Annotated in this window: 22 protein-coding genes; 13 read left to right on the top strand and 9 right to left on the bottom strand. The window is 71.8% G+C overall.

Features of this window, described 5'->3' with window-relative positions; genetic code table 11:
- Window positions 1–273: 273 nt before the first annotated feature.
- A complete protein-coding gene (locus OG975_RS11040) occupies window positions 274–1401 on the top strand; it encodes an alpha/beta fold hydrolase (RefSeq protein ID WP_327427730.1) in 1128 nt (375 codons plus the stop codon).
- A 298-nt stretch (window positions 1402–1699) separates the two neighbouring features.
- Window positions 1700–3115 carry a hypothetical protein gene (locus OG975_RS11035; protein WP_406328947.1) on the top strand — a complete coding sequence of 472 codons (1416 nt, stop codon included), beginning with the start codon at window positions 1700–1702 and terminating at the stop codon, window positions 3113–3115.
- 58 nt (window positions 3116–3173) lie between these two features.
- On the opposite strand, the gene OG975_RS11030 is transcribed toward OG975_RS11035, so the two are convergent.
- Both OG975_RS11030 and OG975_RS11025 read right to left on the bottom strand, forming a co-directional pair.
- Window positions 3174–3596 carry a VOC family protein gene (locus tag OG975_RS11030; protein WP_406328946.1) on the bottom strand — a complete coding sequence of 141 codons (423 nt, stop codon included), beginning with the start codon at window positions 3594–3596 and terminating at the stop codon, window positions 3174–3176.
- Window positions 3597–3701: 105 nt separating this feature from the next.
- Window positions 3702–4592, bottom strand: coding sequence for a neutral zinc metallopeptidase (locus OG975_RS11025; protein WP_406328945.1), 891 nt, complete (start codon window positions 4590–4592; stop codon window positions 3702–3704).
- A 188-nt stretch (window positions 4593–4780) separates the two neighbouring features.
- Between OG975_RS11025 and OG975_RS11020 the strand changes: the two genes are divergently transcribed.
- The 4 genes from OG975_RS11020 to OG975_RS11005 all read left to right on the top strand — a co-directional run bounded on the left by OG975_RS11020 (window position 4781) and on the right by OG975_RS11005 (window position 8976).
- Window positions 4781–5758 carry a hypothetical protein gene (locus tag OG975_RS11020; protein WP_406328944.1) on the top strand — a complete coding sequence of 326 codons (978 nt, stop codon included), beginning with the start codon at window positions 4781–4783 and terminating at the stop codon, window positions 5756–5758.
- A 91-nt stretch (window positions 5759–5849) separates the two neighbouring features.
- The gene (locus tag OG975_RS11015; protein ID WP_330303620.1) at window positions 5850–7448 is read left to right on the top strand and encodes an ABC-F family ATP-binding cassette domain-containing protein; all 1599 of its coding nucleotides are present in this window, start codon (window positions 5850–5852) and stop codon (window positions 7446–7448) included.
- A gap of 369 nt (window positions 7449–7817) precedes the next feature.
- A complete protein-coding gene (locus tag OG975_RS11010) occupies window positions 7818–8039 on the top strand; it encodes a helix-turn-helix domain-containing protein (protein ID WP_006123601.1) in 222 nt (73 codons plus the stop codon).
- Between the two features lie 145 nt (window positions 8040–8184).
- Entirely contained in the window at window positions 8185–8976 is a 792-nt protein-coding gene (locus OG975_RS11005) for an enoyl-CoA hydratase/isomerase family protein (RefSeq protein ID WP_406328943.1), read from the top strand.
- A gap of 153 nt (window positions 8977–9129) precedes the next feature.
- On the opposite strand, the gene OG975_RS11000 is transcribed toward OG975_RS11005, so the two are convergent.
- The gene (locus OG975_RS11000; protein WP_406328942.1) at window positions 9130–9864 is read right to left on the bottom strand and encodes a nucleopolyhedrovirus P10 family protein; all 735 of its coding nucleotides are present in this window, start codon (window positions 9862–9864) and stop codon (window positions 9130–9132) included.
- A gap of 87 nt (window positions 9865–9951) precedes the next feature.
- Here OG975_RS11000 and OG975_RS10995 point away from each other — a divergent pair, with 87 nt between their 5' ends.
- The 5 genes from OG975_RS10995 to amaP all read left to right on the top strand — a co-directional run bounded on the left by OG975_RS10995 (window position 9952) and on the right by amaP (window position 12406).
- On the top strand, window positions 9952–10434 hold the full coding sequence (locus OG975_RS10995) for an Asp23/Gls24 family envelope stress response protein (protein WP_330303617.1): 483 nt from the start codon (window positions 9952–9954) through the stop codon (window positions 10432–10434).
- A gap of 84 nt (window positions 10435–10518) precedes the next feature.
- Window positions 10519–10704, top strand: coding sequence for a hypothetical protein (locus OG975_RS10990; RefSeq protein ID WP_327427721.1), 186 nt, complete (start codon window positions 10519–10521; stop codon window positions 10702–10704).
- A 3-nt stretch (window positions 10705–10707) separates the two neighbouring features.
- On the top strand, window positions 10708–11139 hold the full coding sequence (locus OG975_RS10985) for an Asp23/Gls24 family envelope stress response protein (protein ID WP_406328941.1): 432 nt from the start codon (window positions 10708–10710) through the stop codon (window positions 11137–11139).
- On the top strand, window positions 11136–11822 hold the full coding sequence (locus OG975_RS10980; RefSeq protein ID WP_406328940.1) for a DUF6286 domain-containing protein: 687 nt from the start codon (window positions 11136–11138) through the stop codon (window positions 11820–11822). Before OG975_RS10985 ends, OG975_RS10980 begins: the two co-directional genes overlap by 4 nt.
- Window positions 11823–11827: 5 nt before the next feature.
- Complete coding sequence (gene amaP, locus OG975_RS10975; RefSeq protein ID WP_406328939.1) at window positions 11828–12406, top strand: alkaline shock response membrane anchor protein AmaP; 579 nt, start codon at window positions 11828–11830, stop codon at window positions 12404–12406.
- 39 nt (window positions 12407–12445) lie between these two features.
- Here amaP and OG975_RS10970 read toward each other — a convergent pair whose 3' ends face one another.
- The 6 genes from OG975_RS10970 to OG975_RS10945 all read right to left on the bottom strand — a co-directional run bounded on the left by OG975_RS10970 (window position 12446) and on the right by OG975_RS10945 (window position 18278).
- Window positions 12446–13201, bottom strand: a complete 756-nt coding sequence (locus OG975_RS10970; RefSeq protein WP_327427717.1) for an SDR family oxidoreductase — start codon at window positions 13199–13201, stop codon at window positions 12446–12448.
- A 15-nt stretch (window positions 13202–13216) separates the two neighbouring features.
- On the bottom strand, window positions 13217–15001 hold the full coding sequence (locus OG975_RS10965) for a glycoside hydrolase family 15 protein (protein WP_406328938.1): 1785 nt from the start codon (window positions 14999–15001) through the stop codon (window positions 13217–13219).
- A gap of 125 nt (window positions 15002–15126) precedes the next feature.
- Window positions 15127–15918 (bottom strand): SURF1 family protein, encoded by a 792-nt coding sequence (locus OG975_RS10960; protein WP_406328937.1) that lies wholly within the window; start codon window positions 15916–15918, stop codon window positions 15127–15129.
- A gap of 91 nt (window positions 15919–16009) precedes the next feature.
- A complete protein-coding gene (locus tag OG975_RS10955; RefSeq protein WP_330303611.1) occupies window positions 16010–16243 on the bottom strand; it encodes a hypothetical protein in 234 nt (77 codons plus the stop codon).
- A gap of 173 nt (window positions 16244–16416) precedes the next feature.
- Window positions 16417–17415 carry a DEDDh family exonuclease gene (locus tag OG975_RS10950; RefSeq protein WP_406328936.1) on the bottom strand — a complete coding sequence of 333 codons (999 nt, stop codon included), beginning with the start codon at window positions 17413–17415 and terminating at the stop codon, window positions 16417–16419.
- Window positions 17416–17660: 245 nt separating this feature from the next.
- Window positions 17661–18278 (bottom strand): TetR/AcrR family transcriptional regulator, encoded by a 618-nt coding sequence (locus OG975_RS10945; RefSeq protein ID WP_381259611.1) that lies wholly within the window; start codon window positions 18276–18278, stop codon window positions 17661–17663.
- A gap of 124 nt (window positions 18279–18402) precedes the next feature.
- Between OG975_RS10945 and OG975_RS10940 the strand changes: the two genes are divergently transcribed.
- Both OG975_RS10940 and OG975_RS10935 read left to right on the top strand, forming a co-directional pair.
- Window positions 18403–19200: an acetoacetate decarboxylase family protein gene (locus OG975_RS10940; RefSeq protein WP_406328935.1), complete on the top strand. Its 798-nt coding sequence runs from the start codon at window positions 18403–18405 to the stop codon at window positions 19198–19200.
- Window positions 19200–20084, top strand: coding sequence for an SDR family NAD(P)-dependent oxidoreductase (locus OG975_RS10935; protein WP_406328934.1), 885 nt, complete (start codon window positions 19200–19202; stop codon window positions 20082–20084). Before OG975_RS10940 ends, OG975_RS10935 begins: the two co-directional genes overlap by 1 nt.
- Window positions 20085–20087: the final 3 nt, after the last annotated feature.

The following is a 20087-nucleotide window of genomic DNA, read 5'->3' as shown; positions in this document are numbered from 1 at the left end:
CTCTATCCCGCCGCGACGGCGCTCAGCCGAGACGTAGAGAACCGGCGGTGCCGAACGATCCGGCGCCCCGGAGGTCTCGTGCCGCTGTGCCGACGAGGGTGTCCTGCCACCGCGACGGTGCTCAGCCGAGACGTGCCGACCCCGGCAGTGCCGACCCGACCGTGTCGAACCATCCGTACCGCTGGAAAACACCCGCCCCACCCCCGGCGAAAGACGTCACCCCGCCCCCCGCCCCCGCTGGCCGATAGCGGGCTCCCCCGGGAGACTGAACCCGTGCGCACTGTCAAAGCGACGGCCGCGGCCGTCACCGTAGCCATAGCCGCGGGCATAGCCTCCGTGGCGGCGGGCCGGTTCGCCAGCGACGCCGCGCTGAAGGCGCCGCCCGGCAGACCCCTGCCCACCGAGCCCCGGCTCACCGTGCACGGCACGACGGCGGGCGGGATCACGCTCACCCGGGACCTGGCCTCCCAGCGCCCGGGCACGTACGGCCTCGCCGGCGACGGCTCCCACGCGGTCGTCGGCCCGGTCATGAACGCCACCCCCCACCCCGTCGACACGGTCGTACGCCGCCTGGAACGCGTCACTCACGGAACCCTGAAATCCGGCGACAAGGTGTGGCTCACCCCGAACCTGTACATCGGCAATCCGAGCGCCGCCCTCGGCCTCGAACACGCCGACGTCGACGTCCCCGGCGAACTCGGCGCCCTGCCCGCCTGGTTCGTGCCCGGTGTCCGCGAAACCTGGGTGATCACCGTGCACGGCCTGGGCACCACCCGCGAACATCCGATGAACGTGATGAAGTTCCTGAACCGCCACCACTTCTCCGTACTCGACCTCGCCTACCGCGGCGACCTCGGCGCACCCCGCTCCCAGGACGGCCTCAACCACCTCGGCGAGACCGAGTGGCGCGACCTCGACGCCGCCATCCGGTACGCCGTGCGGTACGGCGCCGAGCAGGTCGTCCTGTACGGCTGGTCCACCGGCGCCACCATGGCCCTGCGCGCCGCCGCGCACTCGGCGCTGCGCGAGCGGATCTCCGGGCTCATCCTGGACTCGCCCGTGCTCAACTGGGAGACCACGCTGCGCGCCCTCGCCACGGCCCGCCGCACCCCCAGCGCCCTTCTGCCCCTCGCCGTCCGCGCCGCCCAGGGCCGCACGGGCCTGCACGGCGACCGCATCGAGAACGCCGCGCACCCCGACCACCTCAAGGTGCCGACCCTGGTGCTGCACGGCCCGGACGACACCATCGCCCCCTGGGGCCCCTCACGCCGCCTCGCCGAGCGCCGCCCCAACCTGGTCACCCTCTACACGGTCCCGCACGCCCCGCACGGCGCCATGTGGAACGCCGACCCGGCAGGCTACGAAGAGGCCCTCCGCCGCTTCCTCACTCCCTTGATGTAGTCACTTGATCTAGCCCCTTGATGTAGCCAGCCGGAACCCCCTCGGCGCAGACCCCCGGGCCCAGCCCCTGGTGCGGGCCCGCACCGACCGGACCGCCGGCCCCGACGAGGCACCCCGGCGAACCCAGGTGCGCCCTTCCGGTTCGACCCCGGACAACTCTCGTGGGGGCTCTTTCCCGTCTCATGGGGGCTCTTTCCCGCGTGTCGAGCGCTCTGAGAACCCCGTGCGCCCACCACCCCCGTCGCCCGCCGTGGCATTCCGTTTGGGTTTTCGGACTGTCAACCGGAAGACTGCACCCGTGACGTCCCGTAACCCGCGCGACTCCAGGCTCCGACTCGTCAGCCCGCGGCCCCTGGCCGCCGCCCCCCGAGCGGTGACCCAGCGCCGCACGCGCCGCCCCGCACCGCGGCCGCCCGAGGGCACACCGCCGCCCGCGGAACTGGCCCGAATGGCGCGCACCGGCCTGGCCGACGCGGCCCGTGTCGCCCGCTGGGCCGACGCCGCCCTGCGCCCGGGGCGCGACGGCGCGAACCCCGACGGCAAGGGCACCCTCTCCGATGCCACCGCCGAACGGGCCGCCGCCGACCTGGGGCTGACCCCGTCTCAGGTCCGCGCCCACTGGGACACCGCACGTCTGGCGGGCCTCATCGAGGTGCATGGCGACAGCGCCCGCCCGGGCTGGCGGCTGCGCGCCTGGAACCGCGACGACAGCGCCGTGCTGCGCGGCTGGGTCGCCCTCTTCGACGCCTGGTCGCTCGCGTACCCGGAGCCCGTGGACCGCGAACCCGCCGCCGTCGCCGAAGTCGTCTCCGCGATGCCTCAGGTGCTCTCCTTCCTCCAGCTCTCCGCGGGACCCGTCCCCATGGAGCAACTCCTCGACCTGCTCGAACAGCGCGTCACGGAACTGCGCACCGAGCGCTGCGAAATCCCCTACGGCCCCCAGTCGGAGGCCGCCCCGGAGGTCGGCCCGGACGCCGCCGCGGTCGCGGACGCCCCCCTCGCGCCCCTCCTCGACTGGGCCCTGCATGCCCTCGCGTCCGTGGGCGCGCTCACCTGCGCCGACGGCCAGGCCACCCTCACCCCGCTCGGCAGCTGGGCGGTCTGGGTCAAGCTGGAGCAGATCTGCGTCGCCGCGCAGAGCCCCGCGGGGAACATCGAGCAGAACGCCGAGGGCATGCTCCGCGGCTGCGCCCAGCTCCGCCCCAACGCGGCCCGCGCCGAGTACCGAGCCTGGCTCGCCGCCCGTCCCGTCGGCAGCGCCGTCACCGAGCTCCTCGACGCCGCCCGCGGTGACGACGCCCTCACCCGCGGCCTCGCCTTCGAGGCGCTGCGCGTGGTCGGTGCCCCCGCCGAACCCGACGTACGCGCCGTGGCCGAGGAGACCTCGCTGCGCCCCTACGCCCTGCTGTGGCTCGCCGAGCACGACGGCCACGACCCCGAGGACGCCCACGAGGTGCTCACCCGCGAGGAGGCCACCTGGCTGTGGGTCGACACCGCGGCAGCCGTCGCCGACCACGGTGAAGCCCCGCTCCTCGTACGGCACTTGGAGTCCGCCGTGCAGCCCACCGTGCCCGCGCTCCTCGACGAGGTGCGCGCGGTCGGGCACCCTCGCACCGTGCAGGTCCTGGTCGCCCTCGCCGCCGCCCACCCGGACCCGGCGCTCGCCAAGGCCGTACGCCGCGCCGCCTTCCAGGTGCACACCGGGGGAAGCTGACGGGGAGTCGGCGGGGGGAGTCGGCTCGGGGAACCGACAGGGGAGCGCGCGCGGGGTCCTACGCCCGTATCTCCGGGGCGTAGGTGCCGAAGCTCCAGATGTTGCCCTCGAGGTCGCGGGCCATGTAGTCCCGCGAGCCGTAGTCCTGGTCCGTCGGGGGCATCAGGATCTCGGCGCCGTGGTCCACCGCGCGCTGGTGGTGTGTGTCCACGTCGTCCACCACCACGTACACCCCCGTCGGACCGGCGTCCTTCATCGCGCTGTCGAAGACGCCGCCGCGGCCCTTGGAGCCGAGCATGACCGCGCCATTGCCCTGGACCAGCTCGGCGTGCAGCACCGTGCCGACCCCGTTCTCGTCGCTCTCGTACACCGACGCCTCGGTGAAGCCGAAGGCTTCCGTGAGCTGCCTGATCGCCGCCTTCGCGTCCGCGTACAACAGTGTCGGGTAGATGCTGGGGCGCCCGCCGTCCATGCCTGCCATGCCGATCACTCCCACTCGTCCAGCCGCCGGAATTCAACCTGTTGCCCAGTCTTGCACCGGCCACTGACAACGCCCCGCCGTGCGGAACCCGCCCAGCGTCCGGTCTCAGCGGAAGGTGTTGCACCGTGCCATGTCGCCGCTGCTGTAGCCCTGGTAGAACCACTGCTGCCGCTGCTGGGCCGAGCCGTGCGTCCAGGTCTCCGGGGTCACCCGGCCCTGGAACTTCTCCTGGATCCGGTCGTCGCCGACGGCCGCCGCGGCATCCAGGCCGTCGCGGATGTCGGCGTCCGTGAGGCTGGTGATCAGGGGCCTGCCCGTCGACGGGTCCTTCGTCGTCGTCGCGTGGTGCGCCCACACCCCGGCGTAGCAGTCGGCCTGCAGTTCCACCTTCACCGAGTTGCTGTTCGCGCCGGTCACGCCGTCCTGCGACCTGCCCAGCGTTCCCATCAGGTCCTGCACATGGTGCCCGTACTCGTGCGCCACCACGTATGCCTGCGCGAACGGCCCGCCACTGGAGCCGAACTTGGTGCGCAGATCGTCGAAGAAGCCCAGGTCGAGATAGACCTTGCGGTCGCCGGGGCAGTAGAAGGGCCCGACGGCGGACGTCGCCGCGCCGCACCCGGTGCCGACCTGGTTGCTGAAGAAGACCGTGGGAGAGCGTGTGTACGTGCCGCTGCGGCGTGCGAACTCCTGCGTCCAGAAGGCCTGCACACTGTTGACCACCGCCACCATGCGGCAGTCCTCCTGGGCGTTCGCGTCGCTTCCCTTGCGGCAGGTCTGCTGGATCTGCGCGAGGGACGAGGAGGTCGCCGCGGGCTGGTCGTTGCCGGAGGAGAGGCCGAGCTGGTCGGGACCGACTCCGAAGAACAGCCCGATGAGCAGCGCGATCAGGCCGGCGATGCCGCCACCGACGGTCGCTCGGCCGCCGGGGATTCGACTGCCGCGCACATCCTGGACCTCGGAAGTGTCCAGGTCGGCGTCGTCGTCGAACTGCATGGGCACACCACCCTCTGCCGTACGTCGCTCTGTGGCGCCATCCTCGTACGGCCTCAGGTCCCCGGCCCCGGGCGGAGGTCCGAACGGGGGACGTGCCTGTCCCGTCCGCCGTGTCCCGACGCCGGTCCCGGCTGCCCGCCCCTACGCTCTGCGCCTGATCCGTGGGCTGTGGTGGCAAGGGGGGCGAGATGGCCGTGCTGTCGACCGAGGTGACCGAGGTGACCGAGGCGCTCCCGACCGTCCCGGCTGCCACGAAGAGCGCTGCCACGAAGACCGCGTCCACGAACACCGCGTCCACGAACACCGCGTCCACGAAGACCGCGTCCACGAAGACCGCGTCCACGAAGACCGCGTCCACGGAGACCGCGTCCACGGAGACCGCGTCCACGAAGACCGCGCCCGTGGCGACCGCGCCCGTGGAGTTCCCACCCTCCCTCGCCCGGCGCCGCCCCCCTCGTGGCGGCCTCCTGCCCGCCGCCCTCGCCCTCCTCCTGGCAGCCCCCCTCCTCGCGGCGGCCCACCAGGCCCGCACCGCCCCCTACGGAGACCGCGTCACCGTCCACATCCCCCACGCGCGCGTGGAGCACGCGACGCGCCCCCCGCTGCGTACGGCGGGGGCCACCGTCGAGGCGTACGACGCACAGACCGGGCGCCCCCGGTGGACGTACACGCGGGAGGGCCGGCGTCCGCTCGGCGTGCTCCCCGCGCGCGGGGACGCGATCGCGCTCTGGGACGACGGACTGGTCACCGCCACCGTGCGCGGCGACGGCAGCGCGGTGCGCTGGCACCGGGCCCTTCCCGGGGCCGCGCCCTGGCTCGCCGCCCACGGGGGAGCGGGCGTGCTGCGGGCCCTCGGCCCCCGCATGCTCGCCGTCGTCACCCCGCGGCGCATCGCCGCGTACCGCATCGCCGACGGCGATCTGCGCTGGCTGCTGCCCGCCCGCCGCGGCTGCGCCTTCGTGCCCGCGCGCGCGGTGCGTGACCGCGCGGCGCTGCTGATCGCGCAGCCCTGCGCCGCCACCGACAGCTGGACCGGCGAGATCATCGCCGTGGACGACCTGGGCAGGATCACCCCGGACCGCACGCCGCTGGGCAGTGATCGACGGGGCGAGCGTCACAGTCTCGAACACGCGCACACCGGAAAAGTGGTTGCACGGCCCCGTTAGACTTGGCCCATGGCCATTCTCCTCGCGCATTAGACGGCGGGAACGTCCTCAGCCGTCCACCCCGCCACCCACCCCGCCCTGGAGTCTGTCCGTGATCTCCGCCTCCGGTATCGAGCTGCGCGCCGGCGCCCGTCTCCTCATCGAGTCCGCCACCTTCCGTATCGCCAAGGGCGACCGCATCGGTCTGGTCGGCCGCAATGGCGCGGGCAAGACGACGCTCACCAAGGTCCTCGCAGGTGAGGGCGTCCCTGCCGCCGGCAATGTCGCCCGCTCCGGCGAGGTCGGCTACCTGCCGCAGGACCCGCGCACCGGCGACCTCGACATACTCGCCGGTGACCGCATCCTTTCCGCGCGCGGCCTGGACACCCTGATCCGCAAGATGCGCGAGAACGAGCAGCGCATCGCCAACGGCTCGGGCGCCACCCGCGAGAAGGCCATGCGGCAGTACGAGCGCCAGGAGACCGAGTTCCTCACCAAGGGCGGGTACTCCGCCGAGGCCGAGGCCGCCACCATCGCCGCCGCGCTCAACCTGCCCGACCGCGTGCTCGGCCAGCCCCTGCACACGCTCTCCGGTGGTCAGCGCCGCCGTATCGAGCTGGCCCGCATCCTGTTCTCGGATGCGGACACCCTGCTGCTCGACGAGCCGACGAACCACCTCGACGCCGACTCGATCGTCTGGCTGCGCGACTACCTGAAGACGTACCGCGGCGGCTTCATCGTGATCTCCCACGATGTCGACCTCGTCGAGACGGTCGTGAACAAGGTGTTCTACCTGGACGCCAACCGCGCCCAGATCGACGTCTACAACATGGGCTGGAAGCTCTACCAGCAGCAGCGCGAGGCCGACGAGAAGCGCCGCAAGCGCGAGCGGCAGAACGCCGAGAAGAAGGCCGCCGCCCTGCACTCGCAGGCCGACAAGATGCGCGCCAAGGCCACCAAGACGGTCGCCGCGCAGAACATGGCCAAGCGAGCCGACCGGCTGCTCGCCGGACTCGACGCGGTACGGGCCTCGGACAAGGTCGCCAAGCTGCGTTTCCCGGAGCCCGCGCCCTGCGGCAAGACCCCGCTCATGGCCGAGGGCCTGTCGAAGTCGTACGGCTCCCTGGAGATCTTCACCGACGTCGACCTGGCCATCGACAAGGGCTCACGCGTCGTGATCCTGGGCTTGAACGGTGCCGGCAAGACGACCCTCCTCAGGCTCCTCGGCGGCGTCGAGACGCCCGACACCGGCGAGGTCGTCGAGGGCCACGGCCTCAAGCTCGGCTACTACGCGCAGGAGCACGAGACCCTCGACCCCGAGCGCACGGTCCTGGAGAACATGCGCTCCGCCGCCCCGGACCTCGACCTGGTCGAGGTCCGCAAGACGCTCGGCTCGTTCCTGTTCTCCGGTGACGACGTCGACAAGCCGGCCGGGGTCCTCTCCGGCGGTGAGAAGACCCGTCTCGCGCTCGCGACCCTCGTGGTCTCCTCCGCGAACGTCCTCCTCCTCGACGAGCCGACGAACAACCTCGACCCGGCCTCCCGCGAGGAGATCCTCGGCGCGCTGCACACCTACAAGGGCGCCGTCGTCCTCGTCACCCACGACGAGGGCGCCGTCGAGGCGCTCGAGCCCGAGCGGATCATTCTCCTGCCGGACGGCGTCGAGGACCTGTGGGGCGCCGACTACGCGGATCTGGTCGCGCTGGCATAAATCCCCACCTGCCTCGCGCTGTCAGCGGGGCGTGATCGAATGACTGATCCACTGCGTATGGATCATTCGGCCGATCCGTGATCCATCATCTGTGTGAGATCTCCTCGTACCGAGGTGTGTCCTACATCGATTTCGCGGCCGAGCCCTTTATTCCCAAGGGCTCGGCCGTCTTGCGTCGCTGACCAGGTACTTCGTGGAAGAACCCGTTCGGCCGCAAGGACGGTGGCAGCCGGAACCTCGGATTCCACTCGTGGGGACGGGCTCCTGTCGTCAAAACCTTGTCTTACGGACCTTGCCGAATGGGTGGCCATGAGGCCCAGGAGGGGTGATCATGAGAGTCCAGAGCGCACTTCCCATGAGGAGGCACGGGTGGCCGAGACTCTGAAGAAGGGCAGCCGGGTAACCGGCGCCGCGCGCGACAAGCTCGCGGCAGACCTGAAGAAGAAGTACGACTCCGGTGCGAGCATCCGAGCGCTGGCCGAAGAGACCGGCCGCTCGTATGGCTTCGTGCACCGGATGCTCAGCGAGTCGGGCGTCACGCTCCGAGGGCGTGGCGGCGCGACGCGGGGCAAGAAGGCCGCTTCGGCCTGAGGCCGGGCGTCCCCATCGGCTTCGGTGGTGGCCACCCGGTCGGTCGTGTGATCGACCGGGTGGTTACTGTGCAGTCACTTAGGTGTGCCCTCGTGTTCCGCATGGGGTACGCATCTGATCCGACCGCACCCATCGGAGGCGCCCCATGGCTTCGCTCGACCCGGTATTCGACAAGGACGGCGTACGGCTCACCGTCGACGACGCGATCGCCACGGTGACGCTGACCAACCCGGACAAGCGCAACGCCCAAAGTCCTGCTCTGTGGCGGGCGTTGACGCAGGCCGGACGGTCACTGCCGGGCTCCGTCCGGGTGGTCGTCCTGCGCGCCGAAGGCAAGTCCTTCTCCGCGGGGCTCGACCGGCAGGCGTTCACGCCCGAGGGCTTCGACGGGGAACCGTCGTTCATCGACCTCGCGCGCGGCTCCGATGCCGAGCTCGACGCGACCATCGCCGAGTACCAGGAGGCGTTCACCTGGTGGCGGCGCAGCGACATCGTGTCCATCGCCGCCGTTCAGGGGCATGCCATCGGTGCGGGGTTCCAGCTCGCGCTCGCCTGTGACCTGCGCGTCGTCGCGGACGACGTGCAGTTCGCCATGCGCGAGACCAGTCTGGGGCTCGTGCCCGACCTCACGGGGACGCATCCGCTGGTGAGCCTCGTGGGCTACGCCCGTGCGCTGGAGATCTGCGCGACGGGGCGGTTTGTGCTGGCCGAGGAGGCCGAGCGGACCGGGCTCGCCAATCTTGCCGTGCCTGTCGACCAGGTCGACGGTGCGGTGCGGGATCTTGCCGCCGTGCTGCTTTCCGCTCCGCGGGATGCGGTGATCGAGACCAAGGCGTTGTTGCGGGGGGCGCAGGACCGTACGTACGAGGAGCAGCGCGTTGCTGAGCGGGGCGCTCAGGCTCGGCGGCTGCGGGATCTTGCCGGGGTGGGTGACTGACGCCCCTCGGGGTGGGTGGCTTGGGTTGTTTCGGGGCTGCGGGTGGGTGGGGGCTTGTCGCGCAGTTCCCCGCGCCCCCTAAGGGGCGCTCCGGCGTGGGGCGGCTATTCGTGCGCGTCAGCGCCCCTCAAAGGGCGCTTCAGTGCGCGGCGGTTACTCGTGCACGTCAGTTACCAGTACTGCCACTGAGGGCTTGTCCTTCAGGGCCTTCGTGATCGCTGCCCTGACCGACCTCGCCACGTCCACCGCCCGTTCCTCCGCCGCGACCGCCAGTTCGATACGGACGTGGCGGCGGGGCAGTGCGGGCTCCCCGCCCGGCGTGTCGGTGATGTGTACGGGGCGGCCCAGTACGTCCGTCAGGTGGGTCACGCCCGGGACGGACAGGGCTGCCGTGGCCGCCCGTGCCTCGTCCGGGTCCGTCGGCTCGGCGGCCGGGCGTGCCTCGGTGGGGCGTACCGCGGCGGCGGCCTCTTCCTCCTCCAGCAAGCCCGTCACCCGTAGATCCACCTCCGTGACCTTGAGGCCGAGGCGTTCCGTTGCCGCTGTGGCCAGGGCCAGGCGGAGGCGGGCCGCCGTGGTGGGGAGCGGGTCGATGCCCGGGGCCGTGGGGTCCGCCGAGGCCGTGAACTCCGCGCTGATGCGCAGGGGGCCGGGCGGCAGCGCGCTCGGCGGGGGCGGCACGGCGGGGTCGTACGCCTGGTCGGGATCGGCGAGAGCGATACGGAGCGCGCCGAGGCGTACCCCGCGCACGGGATCCGCCGCGCGCCGCAGTACCGGGTCGGCCGCTTCCTCCGTGATCCACGCGCCGTCGCGCGGAAGGCCGAGCGGCAGCAGTCTGCCGAACCCGAGCTGGTGCCGTACAACCTGCGTCCACCGGTCCGCCGTCATTGCTCCAGCCTGCCGCATCCCCGGCGCGCGACCGCGCAACCCCACTTACTGTGGGCAAAGGAGGACGACCGAAAGGGACGTACGGCGATGACCGACATGACGGAGCGGAACCGGACGGAGAACTCCGACGGCGAGAAGGAGCCGCAGCAGACCCGTAAGCCCACCAGGCGCGGCGGCGGAGATCCGGCCACCCGGGGACGGACCACGATCGCCGACGGCGTTGTGGAGAAGATCGCCGGGCTCGCCGCCCGCGATGTGCTCGGCGTGCATGCCATGGGCAGCGGACTGAGCCGGACCTTCGGAGCCGTGCGCGATCGTGTGCCCGGGGGTTCGAAGTCCGTCTCGCGGGGTGTGAAGGCCGAGGTCGGCGAGTTGCAGACCGCGCTCGACCTAGAAATCGTCGTCGACTACGGCGTGTCGATCGCCGACGTGGCCCACGCCGTGCGCGAGAACGTCATCGCGGCCGTCGAGCGGATGACCGGCCTTGAGGTCGTGGAGGTCAATATCGCGGTGAGTGATGTGAAACTTCCCGACGAAGAAGACGAAGAGCCGGAGTCGCGGCTCCAGTGACCACCGGTCACCGAACCGCCGGCGACCGCCCGGCCACCGCACAGCTAGTGATCACTCGGCCATCGAACTGCTGAGGAGCGCACCATGAGCTTGGCCGTGATCGGCATGATCGCCGGAATGGCGCTGGGCTTCGCCGGGTACTTCGGAGGTTTTGGGGCCTTCCTGCTGGTGGCGGCCCTGGGCGCCATCGGATTCGTCGTCGGGCGGTTCCTCGAAGGGGATCTGGATCTCGGTGACTTCTTCCGTCCCCGCGACGACCGGCGGCGGTGACGCGTGCCAGGTCACGTCGACCGGCTCGGCGAGACGCGGCGGCCCGTGACGACCGTCGCGCCGGCCGAGCGGGGCGCGACCCGGATCGCCGACCGGGTCGTCGCGAAGATCGCCGGTCAGGCGGCGCGCGAGGCGCTGGGATCGCTGCCCCCGGACGCCGCGGCCCCGCACGCGAGCGTCGTCGTGCGTCCCGGGGCTGTCGGCTCCGCCAGGGCGGGGGAGACCCCGGCCGAGAGAACCGAGAGCGCCCATGTCCGCGTCAGCGTCGAACTCGACTACCCCTCCGACATCGGTGGCCAGTGCAACGCGGTGCGTCGCCATGTCGCTGAGCGGGTAAGGGCGTTGGCGGGGATGGAAGTGCCGGAGGTGGCCGTCCAGGTGGAGCGGCTGCACCTGGCGCAGGCGCCCGGCGCGGCACAGGGGAGGACGCAATGAGCGAGCCCCAGGGCTCCGAGAGCACCCGGCGCATGCCTGTCATGCCCGTCATGGAGAAGGGGTCCGAGAGCGGCGCGCTCGGGCAGTCCGCCTCCGCGTCGGACTACGAACCACTGCACAGCGTCGACGACGAGGACGGCGGCCAGGGCCGCTTCTGGTCCGTGCGCCGCGTGCCCGCGGGCATCCTCGCGGTGCTGGTCCTCTTCGTCGCGGGGGCCTTCCTGTACGACATCGCGGCCGTACGCGCCCACCGGCCCGCCATGCACTGGCGCAGGGAACTGGCCCGGCAGCTCGCCGAACAGCCCCTCGACGACACCTGGGTGCTCGTCGGCGCCGGAGTCGCGGCCGCCCTCGGGATCTGGCTGATCGTTCTCGCCGCCACGCCCGGACTGCGTGACGTCCTGCCCATGCGGCGCACCCACGCCGACGTCCGGGCCGGGCTGCACCGGGGCGCCGCCGCGATGGCGCTGCGCGACCGGGCGATGGAGGTCGCCGGGGTCCAGTCGGTCCGGGTCCGTATGGGACGCAAGAAGGTCGACGTCCGCGCGGTCTCGCACTTCCGTGAACTCGACGACGTACGCGCCGACTTGGACGCCACACTCGCCGACGGCATCAGGGGGCTCGGGCTCGCCCGGCCGGCCGCGCTGTCGGTGCATGTGAAGCGTCCCGGACGGAAGGGGTGAGGCCGGTGCTGCGGATCGTCAACCGGGTACTGATCGGGATCATCGGTCTCGCGCTGGTCGCCCTGGGCGGTTCCGTGCTCGCTGTCGGGCTCGGCGTGCGGCCGCCCTCGTGGTGGATCCATGACGGCCGGCACGACGTGCTGCTCAGCGACGCCGAGCGGACCCGGTGGCGGGACCACGGCTGGTGGTGGCCGACCGTCATCGGCGTCCTCGCGGTGCTCGTGGTGCTCGCCCTGTGGTGGCTGGCGGCCGTGCTGCGGCGGCGCCGGCTGGCCGAGGTGCTCGTCGACACCGGCGACGGTCAGGGCGCGCTGCTGCGCGGGCGGGCCCTGGAGGGCGTACTGGCCGCCGAGGCAGGCCAGTTGGACGGCGTCGACCACGCGCAGGTCCTGCTGACCGGGCGGCGCGGCACCCCCGAGGCGCGGGTGCAGCTCCTGCTGGAACCGCATGTGGACCCCGGCCACGCGCTGCACCTGCTGACGGCGGAGGCGCTCGCGCACGCGCGGGACTCGGCGGGGCTCGCGGCGCTCCCCGCGGAGGTACGCCTCCGCGGGGTCAAGCACCGTGCCGAACGGGTCAGTTGAGCACCACAAGGGGTCCCGGGACCGCCGCGCGGCAAGGATTCAGAACCCGTGCCGCATCCCGCCGTCCACCGGCAGCATGATGCCCGTGAGGTAGGACGCCGCGGGCGAGAGCAGGAACGCGGCCGTGCGGCCGAACTCCTCCGGGGTGCCGTAGCGGCGCAGCGGAATGCTGGCCTCGTTGGCCGCGCGGGTGGCCTCCGGGTCGGCGGAGAGGCCGTCCAGCTCGCGGACGCGGTCCGTGTCGATACGGGACGGGAGCAGGCCGACGACGCGGATGCCGCGCGGGCCCAGCTCGTCCGCGAGGGACTTGGCGAAGCCCGCGAGGCCGGGGCGCAGACCGTTGGAGATGGTCAGCCCCGGGATCGGCTCGTACACCGAGGCGGAGAGCACGAAGCCGATGACACCGCCCTCGCCGAGCTCCGCGGCGGCCGTGCGGGCCAGCCGCACCGCGCCCAGGAAGACCGACTCGAACGCGGCCGTCCACTGCTCGTCCGTGTTGTCGGCGACGAACCCGGGCGGCGGGCCGCCGACGCTGATCAGGATGCCGTCGAAGCCGCCGAAGTGCTCATGGGCGGCCGCGATCAGCCGGGCCGCGGTCCCGGGGTCGGCGTTGTCGGCGGCGACCCCGACCGCGTTCGGGCCGAGCGCGGACGCGGCATCGGCGACGCTCTTCTCGTCGCGCCCCGTCACGATCACCTTCGCGCCGTCGGCGACGAGTTCACGCGCGGCGGCGCTGCCCAGGCCACGGGTGGCTCCCGTGACGACGTACACACGGTCTTTCAGTCCAAGATCCATGGCCCCTATCCTCCCCTATCCCGCCTTCTCGCCTCCGAACAGGGCGAAGGCTGTACCCACCAGGCCGATATGGCTGAACGCCTGCGGGAAGTTGCCGAGCTGGCGGCCGGCGACGGGGTCGTACTCCTCGGACAGCAGGCCCACGTCGTTGGCCAGCCCCACCAGCCGTTCGAACAGCTCGCGGGCCTCCTGCGTACGACCCGTCAGATGCAGGGCCTCCGCGAGCCAGAACGAGCAGACCAGGAAGGTGCCCTCGCCGCTCGGCAGCCCGTCGACGCCGGTGCCCTCGGCGGTGTAGCGGCGCACGAAGCCGTTGCCGCCGAGCTCCTCGCGGATCGCGTCGATCGTGCCGATCACCCGTGGATCGTCGGGCGGCAGGAAGCCGACGCGCGGGATGAGCAGCAGCGAGGCGTCCAGCTCGCGTGAACCGTAGGACTGCGTGAAGGTGTTCCGCTCGGCGTCGTAGCCGCGCTCGCACACCTCCTGGAGCACCTCGTCGCGCATCGCGCGCCAGATATCCGGATCGCCGCCGAGCTCCGGATAGTTCTCCAGGGCGCGTACGGTGCGGTCGGCGGCCACCCACGCCATCACCTTCGAGTACACGAAGTCCCGACGCGGGCCGCGCACCTCCCAGATCCCCTCGTCCGGCTGCCGCCACGCGGTCCGCAGGAACTCCATCAGGGCGGCCTGCACCCGCCACATGTGCGGCTTGAAGGGCAGGCCCGAACTCCGGGCCAGCGACAGCGAGTCGATGACCTCGCCGTACACGTCGAGCTGCAACTGCTGCACGGCTTCGTTGCCGACCCGGACCGGGTACGAGCCGGCGAAGCCGGGCAGCCACGGCAGCTCGTACTCGGACAGGCGGCGCTCGCCGGCGATGCCGTACATGATCTGCAGGTCCGCCGGGTCGCCCGCGACCGCGCGCAGCAGCCAGTCGCGCCAGGCCTCGGCCTCCTCGTGGTAGCCGGCCGCCAGGAGCGCGCCGAGCGTGAGCGTGGAGTCGCGCAGCCAGCAGTAGCGGTAGTCCCAGTTGCGGACGCCGCCCAGCTCCTCGGGCAGCGAGGTGGTGGGGGCGGCCACGATGCCGCCGGTCGGCGCGTAGGTGAGGGCCTTGAGGGTGATCAGGGAGCGTACGACGATGTCCCGGTGCGGGCCGTCGTACCGGCAGCGCGCCGCCCACGCCTGCCAGTCCTCGACGCTGACGCGCAGTGCCTCGAACGGGTCGACGAGGGAGGGACGCGGCTCGTGCGAGGGATGCCAGGTCAGAACGAAAGCGACCTTCTCGCCCTTTTCGACCGTGAACTCCGAGTGCGTACGGAAATCCTTGCCCCACGTGCGCACCGGCGGCTCACTGCGCAGCCACACCGAGTCCGGCCCCGCGACCGCCACGCGTTCGCCGTCCACGCGGCGCATCCAGGGCACGACCAGGCCGTAGTCGAAGCGCAACCGGAGCAGGCCGCGCATCGTCACCCGGCCGCTCAGTCCTTCGACGACGCGTACGAGATCGGGGGCGCGGTCGCGCTGGGGCATCAGGTCGGTCACCCGGACCGAGCCCTCGTCGGTGTCCCACTCGGTGTCGAGCACGAGCGTGTCCGGGCGGTAGGCGCGCCGGGTGCAGAGGCCCCCTCCCTTGGGCGCGATGCGCCAGTGGCCGTGGTCCTCGTCACCCAGCAGCGCGGCGAAGCAGGCCGCCGAGTCGAACCGGGGCAGACACAACCAGTCGACGGAGCCGTCGCGGCCCACCAGAGCGGCGGTCTGTTCGTCCCCGATGAGCGCGTAGTCCTCGATGCGTCGTTGCACGGTGGACGGGTTCCCGACAGGGGCGGCGGCCAATCGGGCCGCCAGAGTGGCACGAGCCGCCCGCCCACGGCGCGGGTCGCACGCGGACGGGCGGTCGGGCGCGTTCCGAAGCGGTCGGCCAGGGGCTAGACGGTTGCCGCGGCCGGCTCCGGCACGGTCTCCTTCGCGGCCGCCTCCGCGCGGTCACGGCGCTCGCGGCGGGCCAGGACGACCCAGCCGACCGGGACGCCCGCCGAGAACAGCCACCACTGGATCGCGTACGCCATGTGCGGACCGATGTCGCTGTGCTCGGGGTTGGGGATCAGCTCGGGGGAGTCGCCCTTGGGCTCCGGCGCGGTCTGCTCGATGTAGCCGCCGAGGACCTGCTTGCCGAGCCGCTGCGCCTGCTGCTCGCTGCTGATGAGCATGACCTGGCGGTCGGGGAGGCCCTGCACGTTCTTGATGCCGCTGTCGGCGGTTGTCTCGTCGGCCATGAGCCGGCCGGTGACGGTGATCTCGCCCTTCGCGGGCGCCGGGATCTTCGGGAACGCGGTCTGCGCGCCGTCCGCCGGGATCCAGCCACGGTTGACGACGAGGACGCGGCCGTCGTCCAGGACGAACGGGGTCAGGACGTGGTAGCCGACCTCGCCGTCGGTGTTGGTGCGGCGGCGTACGACCTCTTCGTGCGCGGTGTCGAAGTGGCCCTTCGCGGTCACCCGGCGGAACAGGTCCTCGTGTCTGATGTGCTGCCCCGGCGATGTCAGCGACTCGGCGGGCACCGGCTTCGCGGCCAGCGACTCGGAGATCACCGTGTTCAGCGCGACCTTGTGCTCATGGCGATGCAGCTGCCAGAAGCCCAGCTTGATCATCGTCGGGATGAGCGCGAGGGTCACGAGGGTGAGAATCACCCACTGCCGGGACAACAGGAAGCGGTACACCCCATTGACGGTACTCGGCACGAATCGGCCCTCGACGGGAGGGTCCCGCCGAGGGCCGCAGCGATGCCCCCGCCGTGCCGGGGAGCGAGGCTCAGACCTTGTCGATGATCCCCACCTTCCCCTCCGCGCGGGCGCAGTGGCCGCCGCAGAACCAGTGGCCCTCGACCTCGACCCCTTGGCCGATGATCTGGACGCGACAGTGCTCGCAGAGGGGGGCCATCCGGTGGATCGCGCAGGAGAAGCAGTCGAAGACGTGCACCGCGCCCTGCGCGTGCACCTCGAACGACATGCCGTAGTCATTGCCACATACTTCACATCTCGCCATGCGCCACAGGGTGGGGCGCCGACGCGGCGCGGGCGAGCGGGCGCCGGGCGAGTCGCCCGGCAATCACCCGTACGTCCGCCAAATCACCCGTGCGTCCACCCCTTGCCGGTACGTCCGGCAGGGCATCCGTACGCCCGTCAGGGGCATTCGTACGTCCGTCGGTGGCCGCCGGGTCACTTCGCCGACGCCGGCTCCACGTCCCGCAGCAGCTGCCCGAACGCCGCCTCGTCGATCACCGGCGTCCCGAACTGCTTGGCCTTGACCACCTTCGACGTGCTGGAGTCCGGGTCGTTGGTGACGAGCAGGCTGGTGAGCCGGGACAGGCTGGTCGCGACATGCAGCCCGGCCTCGACGGCACGGTCCTCCAGCAGCTCGCGGTCGACGGACGTGTCGCCGGAGAAGGCGATGCGCATGCCCTGCTTGAGCGGTCTGCCCTCTTCGTAACGCCCTGGGTTGGGATAGGGGCAAGCGGGGCGTTTGCGTGAGGGCCGCCAACTCCCGGACGGGTAGCCACCTGACGAGTAACCGCCGGACTGCCGCCCGATGCGAGGCGCCGCGGCGCTGTCGGACCACTCCTTGAGCGGCCGGCACTCAAGGAGCGGCAGTCGCACCCCGTCGCGCGCGGCGGCCCGCAGGCTCGGCCGGAACGCCTCGGCCAGCACGCGCGCGTCGTCCAGCGCGTGGTGCGCCCGCTGCTGCACGACCCCGAAGTGCGCGGCCAGCGACTCCAGCTTGTGGTTGGGCAGCGGAAGCCCCAGCTCCTTGGAGAGCGCGATGGTGCACAGCCGCTGCCGCACCGGCGCCTCGCGCTCCGCGCGCGCGTACTCGCGCGCGATCATCGACCAGTCGAAGACCGCGTTGTGCGCGACGAGCACGCGGCCGTCGAGCCGGGCGGCGAACTCCTCGGCGATGTCCTGGAAGAGCGGGGCGCCTTCGAGCATGTCGCTCGTCAGGCCGTGGATCCACACCGGGCCCGGGTCCCGCTCCGGGTTGACCATCGTGTACCAGTGGTCCTCGACCTCGCCGCGCGCGTCCAGCCGGTAGACGGCGGCCGAGATTATCCGGTCGTCGCGGGCCAGGCCTGTGGTCTCCACGTCGACGACCGCGTACCCCTGCGGATACGCGGCCGGCCAGGAGGCTGGGGACGCTGCGGTCGTCAGGTCTTCGAGCATGGTCACTGAGGATACGGGCCACGACTGACAGTCCGGGCCCCGCCTTCCCGGAACGCGGTCCTCCAAAGGCCCACGACATGGCCACGCGCGCGCGTGCCGCACAATCGGGCCGGACCGCCCCTGAGTTGACGCCGCGCCGCCCGCCAGTGTGGCGCGGGCCCCAGGTGACGGCCCGGCAGCACCGCCGCGAGCCGTCAGCCCAGCGCGTGACGAAAAGGGCGAGGCCGGGGCGCGGGCGGCCCGGGTCAGCGTGCGAGCAGGGCCTCCACGAGGGCCCGTACGGAGAGGGCGAACAGCTTCTCCTGGTCGACAGGGCCGGCCAGCGCCCGGGCCAGGCCCGGGTCGTCCTCCGCGGTCTCGGTGTCCCACAGCTCCTCCTCGGCGGGCTGCTGCACGGGCGCGCGCTCGCGGTTGCGCTCGACGAGGACGAAGCCGACGACCTGGAACTGCACGGCCCGGACGACCTCGGCCGCATGGGTGCCGCGCAGTCCCGCCGCGTGCACCTCGTGCACCAGGGCCTGCTGTGCGGGCAGGAACATCCGCTCGGTCAGTCCGCGTTCGTGCACCATCGCGACGAGGTGCGGATGCTCGCGCAGCTGCCGGCGCAGGGCGCGGGCCACCGAAGCGATGCGCTGGGCCGGCGTGCGCCCGGTGGGGCGGATCACGCCGAGGTCGGCGACCGTGCGCTCGACGAGCGCGTCGAGGAGCGACTCCCGGTTGCCGACGTGCCAGTAGATCGAGGTGACCGCGGTGCCCAGCTCGGCGGCGAGCTTGCGCATTGTCAGGGCGTCCGGGCCGTGCTGCTTCACCAGGTGTGCGGCGCTGTCGAGGATCGCGTCGCGGGTGAGTGCCGTCCTCGTCATGGCGCCCCCACGTTTCCAGGTCTCCGTCGTGCACGCGTATTTACCCGCAACGCAGTCTGCTGTAACTGTGTTACAGGCGCCAGTGACGGACCATCAGGAAACCTTCGGTGAAGGGCGGTACGACATGGCACGAGTGAGGTACGGCGCACGGACGGAGGCGGAGATCGCCGCCGCGCGCACCGCGAGCTCCAAACTCCCCGACATCTGGTCCACCGGAGTGGTGGCCGTCTGGGAGAGCGATCCGGACGCGGTCGCGGCGGTCCTGCCGCCCCCGCTGAAACCCACCGGGAGGCCCCTGGTGCGGGTGAACATCAGCAAGGTCGAACTGCCCGGATACCCGCTGGGCGCGGGCTCGTTCGCCGTCGCAGCCGCGCACGACGGCGTCGAGGGCTGGTATCCGCTCGTCATGCCGATGACCCACGAACGGGCCCTCATCGGCGGCCGCGAGGTCTTCGGGGAACCCAAGAAGCTCGGCGAGGTGACGGTCGAGCGCGACGGTCTCGTCGTACGGGCCGCGCTCGCCCGGCACGGCATCGCGTTCGTCGAGGTGCGCGGCGCGGTGAGCGGCGGATTGCCGCTTCCGGAGCCCGTCCAGAAGACCGACTTCTACTTCAAGTTCCTTCCCGCGGTGGACGGTTCGGGGTTCGACGCCGACCCCGTCCTCGTGCACTGTCTGCGCAACGAGAAGGTGCGCAAACTGGAGCGGGTCACCGGGGACGTCATCCTGCGCGAGTCGATGTACGACCCGGTCGCCGACCTCCCCGTACGCCGGCTCGTCGAGATCACCATCGGTGAGAAGACCACCGACCAGAAGGGCAAGGTCGTCGAACGGGTCAGCGCCCAGGCACTGTTGCCGTACATCCACCAACGCTACGACGACCCGCAGCAGATCCTCGACGGGCCGCCCGAGGGGAGCCTCTGATGGATCTCCGCGCGGGGCAGGTCGCCGTCGTCACCGGCGCGGCGAGCGGGATCGGGCTCGCGATGGCGCGGCGGTTCGCGGCCGACGGTCTGAAGGTGGTCCTCGCGGACGTCGAGCAGGGCGCCCTGGAGAAGGCCGCCGCCGAGCTGCGGGAGGACGGCGCCGACGTGCACGCGCGCGTGGTGGACGTCGGCGACCGCGAGGCGGTCTTCGCGCTGGCTTCGGAGGCGTACGAGAAGTACGGCGCCGTGCACGTCCTGTGCAACAACGCCGGTGTCGGCTCCGGTGCCGAGGGCCGCATGTGGGAACACGATCCGAACGACTGGAAGTGGGCCTTCGCCGTCAACGTCTGGGGCGTCTTCCACGGCATCCAGGCGTTCGTCCCGCGGATGATCGCCCAGGGAGAGCCGGGCCACGTCGTCAACACCTCGTCCGGCGACGGCGGGATCGCCCCGCTGCCCACCGCCTCCGTCTACGCCGTCACCAAGGCGGCCGTCGTGACGATGACCGAGTCGCTGTACGCCCACCTGAAGGCGGAGCACGCGCGCGTGGGTGCGTCCGTGCTCTTCCCGGGGCCCCACATGCTCCGTACGGGCCTGTGGGAGTCGCACCGCAACCGGCCACCGCGCTACGCGAAACAGAAGCCCAGGAAGACCCCCTACCGCAGCCTCGACCAGTGGGAGGCCGCGATGAAGGTGGCGGGCCACGAGGTGCGGTTCACCCCCGTCGAGGAGGTCGCCGACCTCGTCGCCGAGGGGATCCGCCAGGGCCGCTTCTGGCTGCTGCCCGAGAGCGAGCACAGCGACCGGCAGATCCGGGCGCGTTCGCAGTCGATGCTCGACCGCGCCGACCCGTCGTACCTAGAGAACTTCATCCTGGACTGAGGG

Origin of the sequence: Streptomyces sp. NBC_00203, assembly GCF_045206325.1 — a bacterium.
In the GTDB taxonomy this organism is placed as follows: Bacteria; Actinomycetota; Actinomycetes; order Streptomycetales; family Streptomycetaceae; genus Streptomyces; species Streptomyces lutosisoli.
This window is presented reverse-complemented; position numbering and strand designations above follow the sequence as displayed.

What these genes read in the sequence shown, in the direction of transcription:
- OG975_RS11030 (WP_406328946.1), bottom strand. Translation starts at nt 3,596, where the DNA reads ATGGCAGGCATGGACGGCGGGCGCCCCAGCATCTACCCGACACTGTTG.
- OG975_RS11025 (WP_406328945.1), bottom strand. Translation starts at nt 4,592, where the DNA reads ATGCAGTTCGACGACGACGCCGACCTGGACACTTCCGAGGTCCAGGAT.
- OG975_RS11020 (WP_406328944.1), top strand. Translation starts at nt 4,781, where the DNA reads ATGGCCGTGCTGTCGACCGAGGTGACCGAGGTGACCGAGGCGCTCCCG.
- OG975_RS11005 (WP_406328943.1), top strand. Translation starts at nt 8,185, where the DNA reads ATGGCTTCGCTCGACCCGGTATTCGACAAGGACGGCGTACGGCTCACC.
- OG975_RS11000 (WP_406328942.1), bottom strand. Translation starts at nt 9,864, where the DNA reads ATGACGGCGGACCGGTGGACGCAGGTTGTACGGCACCAGCTCGGGTTC.
- OG975_RS10995 (WP_330303617.1), top strand. Translation starts at nt 9,952, where the DNA reads ATGACCGACATGACGGAGCGGAACCGGACGGAGAACTCCGACGGCGAG.
- OG975_RS10990 (WP_327427721.1), top strand. Translation starts at nt 10,519, where the DNA reads ATGAGCTTGGCCGTGATCGGCATGATCGCCGGAATGGCGCTGGGCTTC.
- OG975_RS10980 (WP_406328940.1), top strand. Translation starts at nt 11,136, where the DNA reads ATGAGCGAGCCCCAGGGCTCCGAGAGCACCCGGCGCATGCCTGTCATG.
- OG975_RS10970 (WP_327427717.1), bottom strand. Translation starts at nt 13,201, where the DNA reads ATGGATCTTGGACTGAAAGACCGTGTGTACGTCGTCACGGGAGCCACC.
- OG975_RS10955 (WP_330303611.1), bottom strand. Translation starts at nt 16,243, where the DNA reads ATGGCGAGATGTGAAGTATGTGGCAATGACTACGGCATGTCGTTCGAG.
- OG975_RS10950 (WP_406328936.1), bottom strand. Translation starts at nt 17,415, where the DNA reads ATGCTCGAAGACCTGACGACCGCAGCGTCCCCAGCCTCCTGGCCGGCC.
- OG975_RS10945 (WP_381259611.1), bottom strand. Translation starts at nt 18,278, where the DNA reads ATGACGAGGACGGCACTCACCCGCGACGCGATCCTCGACAGCGCCGCA.
- OG975_RS10940 (WP_406328935.1), top strand. Translation starts at nt 18,403, where the DNA reads ATGGCACGAGTGAGGTACGGCGCACGGACGGAGGCGGAGATCGCCGCC.
- OG975_RS10935 (WP_406328934.1), top strand. Translation starts at nt 19,200, where the DNA reads ATGGATCTCCGCGCGGGGCAGGTCGCCGTCGTCACCGGCGCGGCGAGC.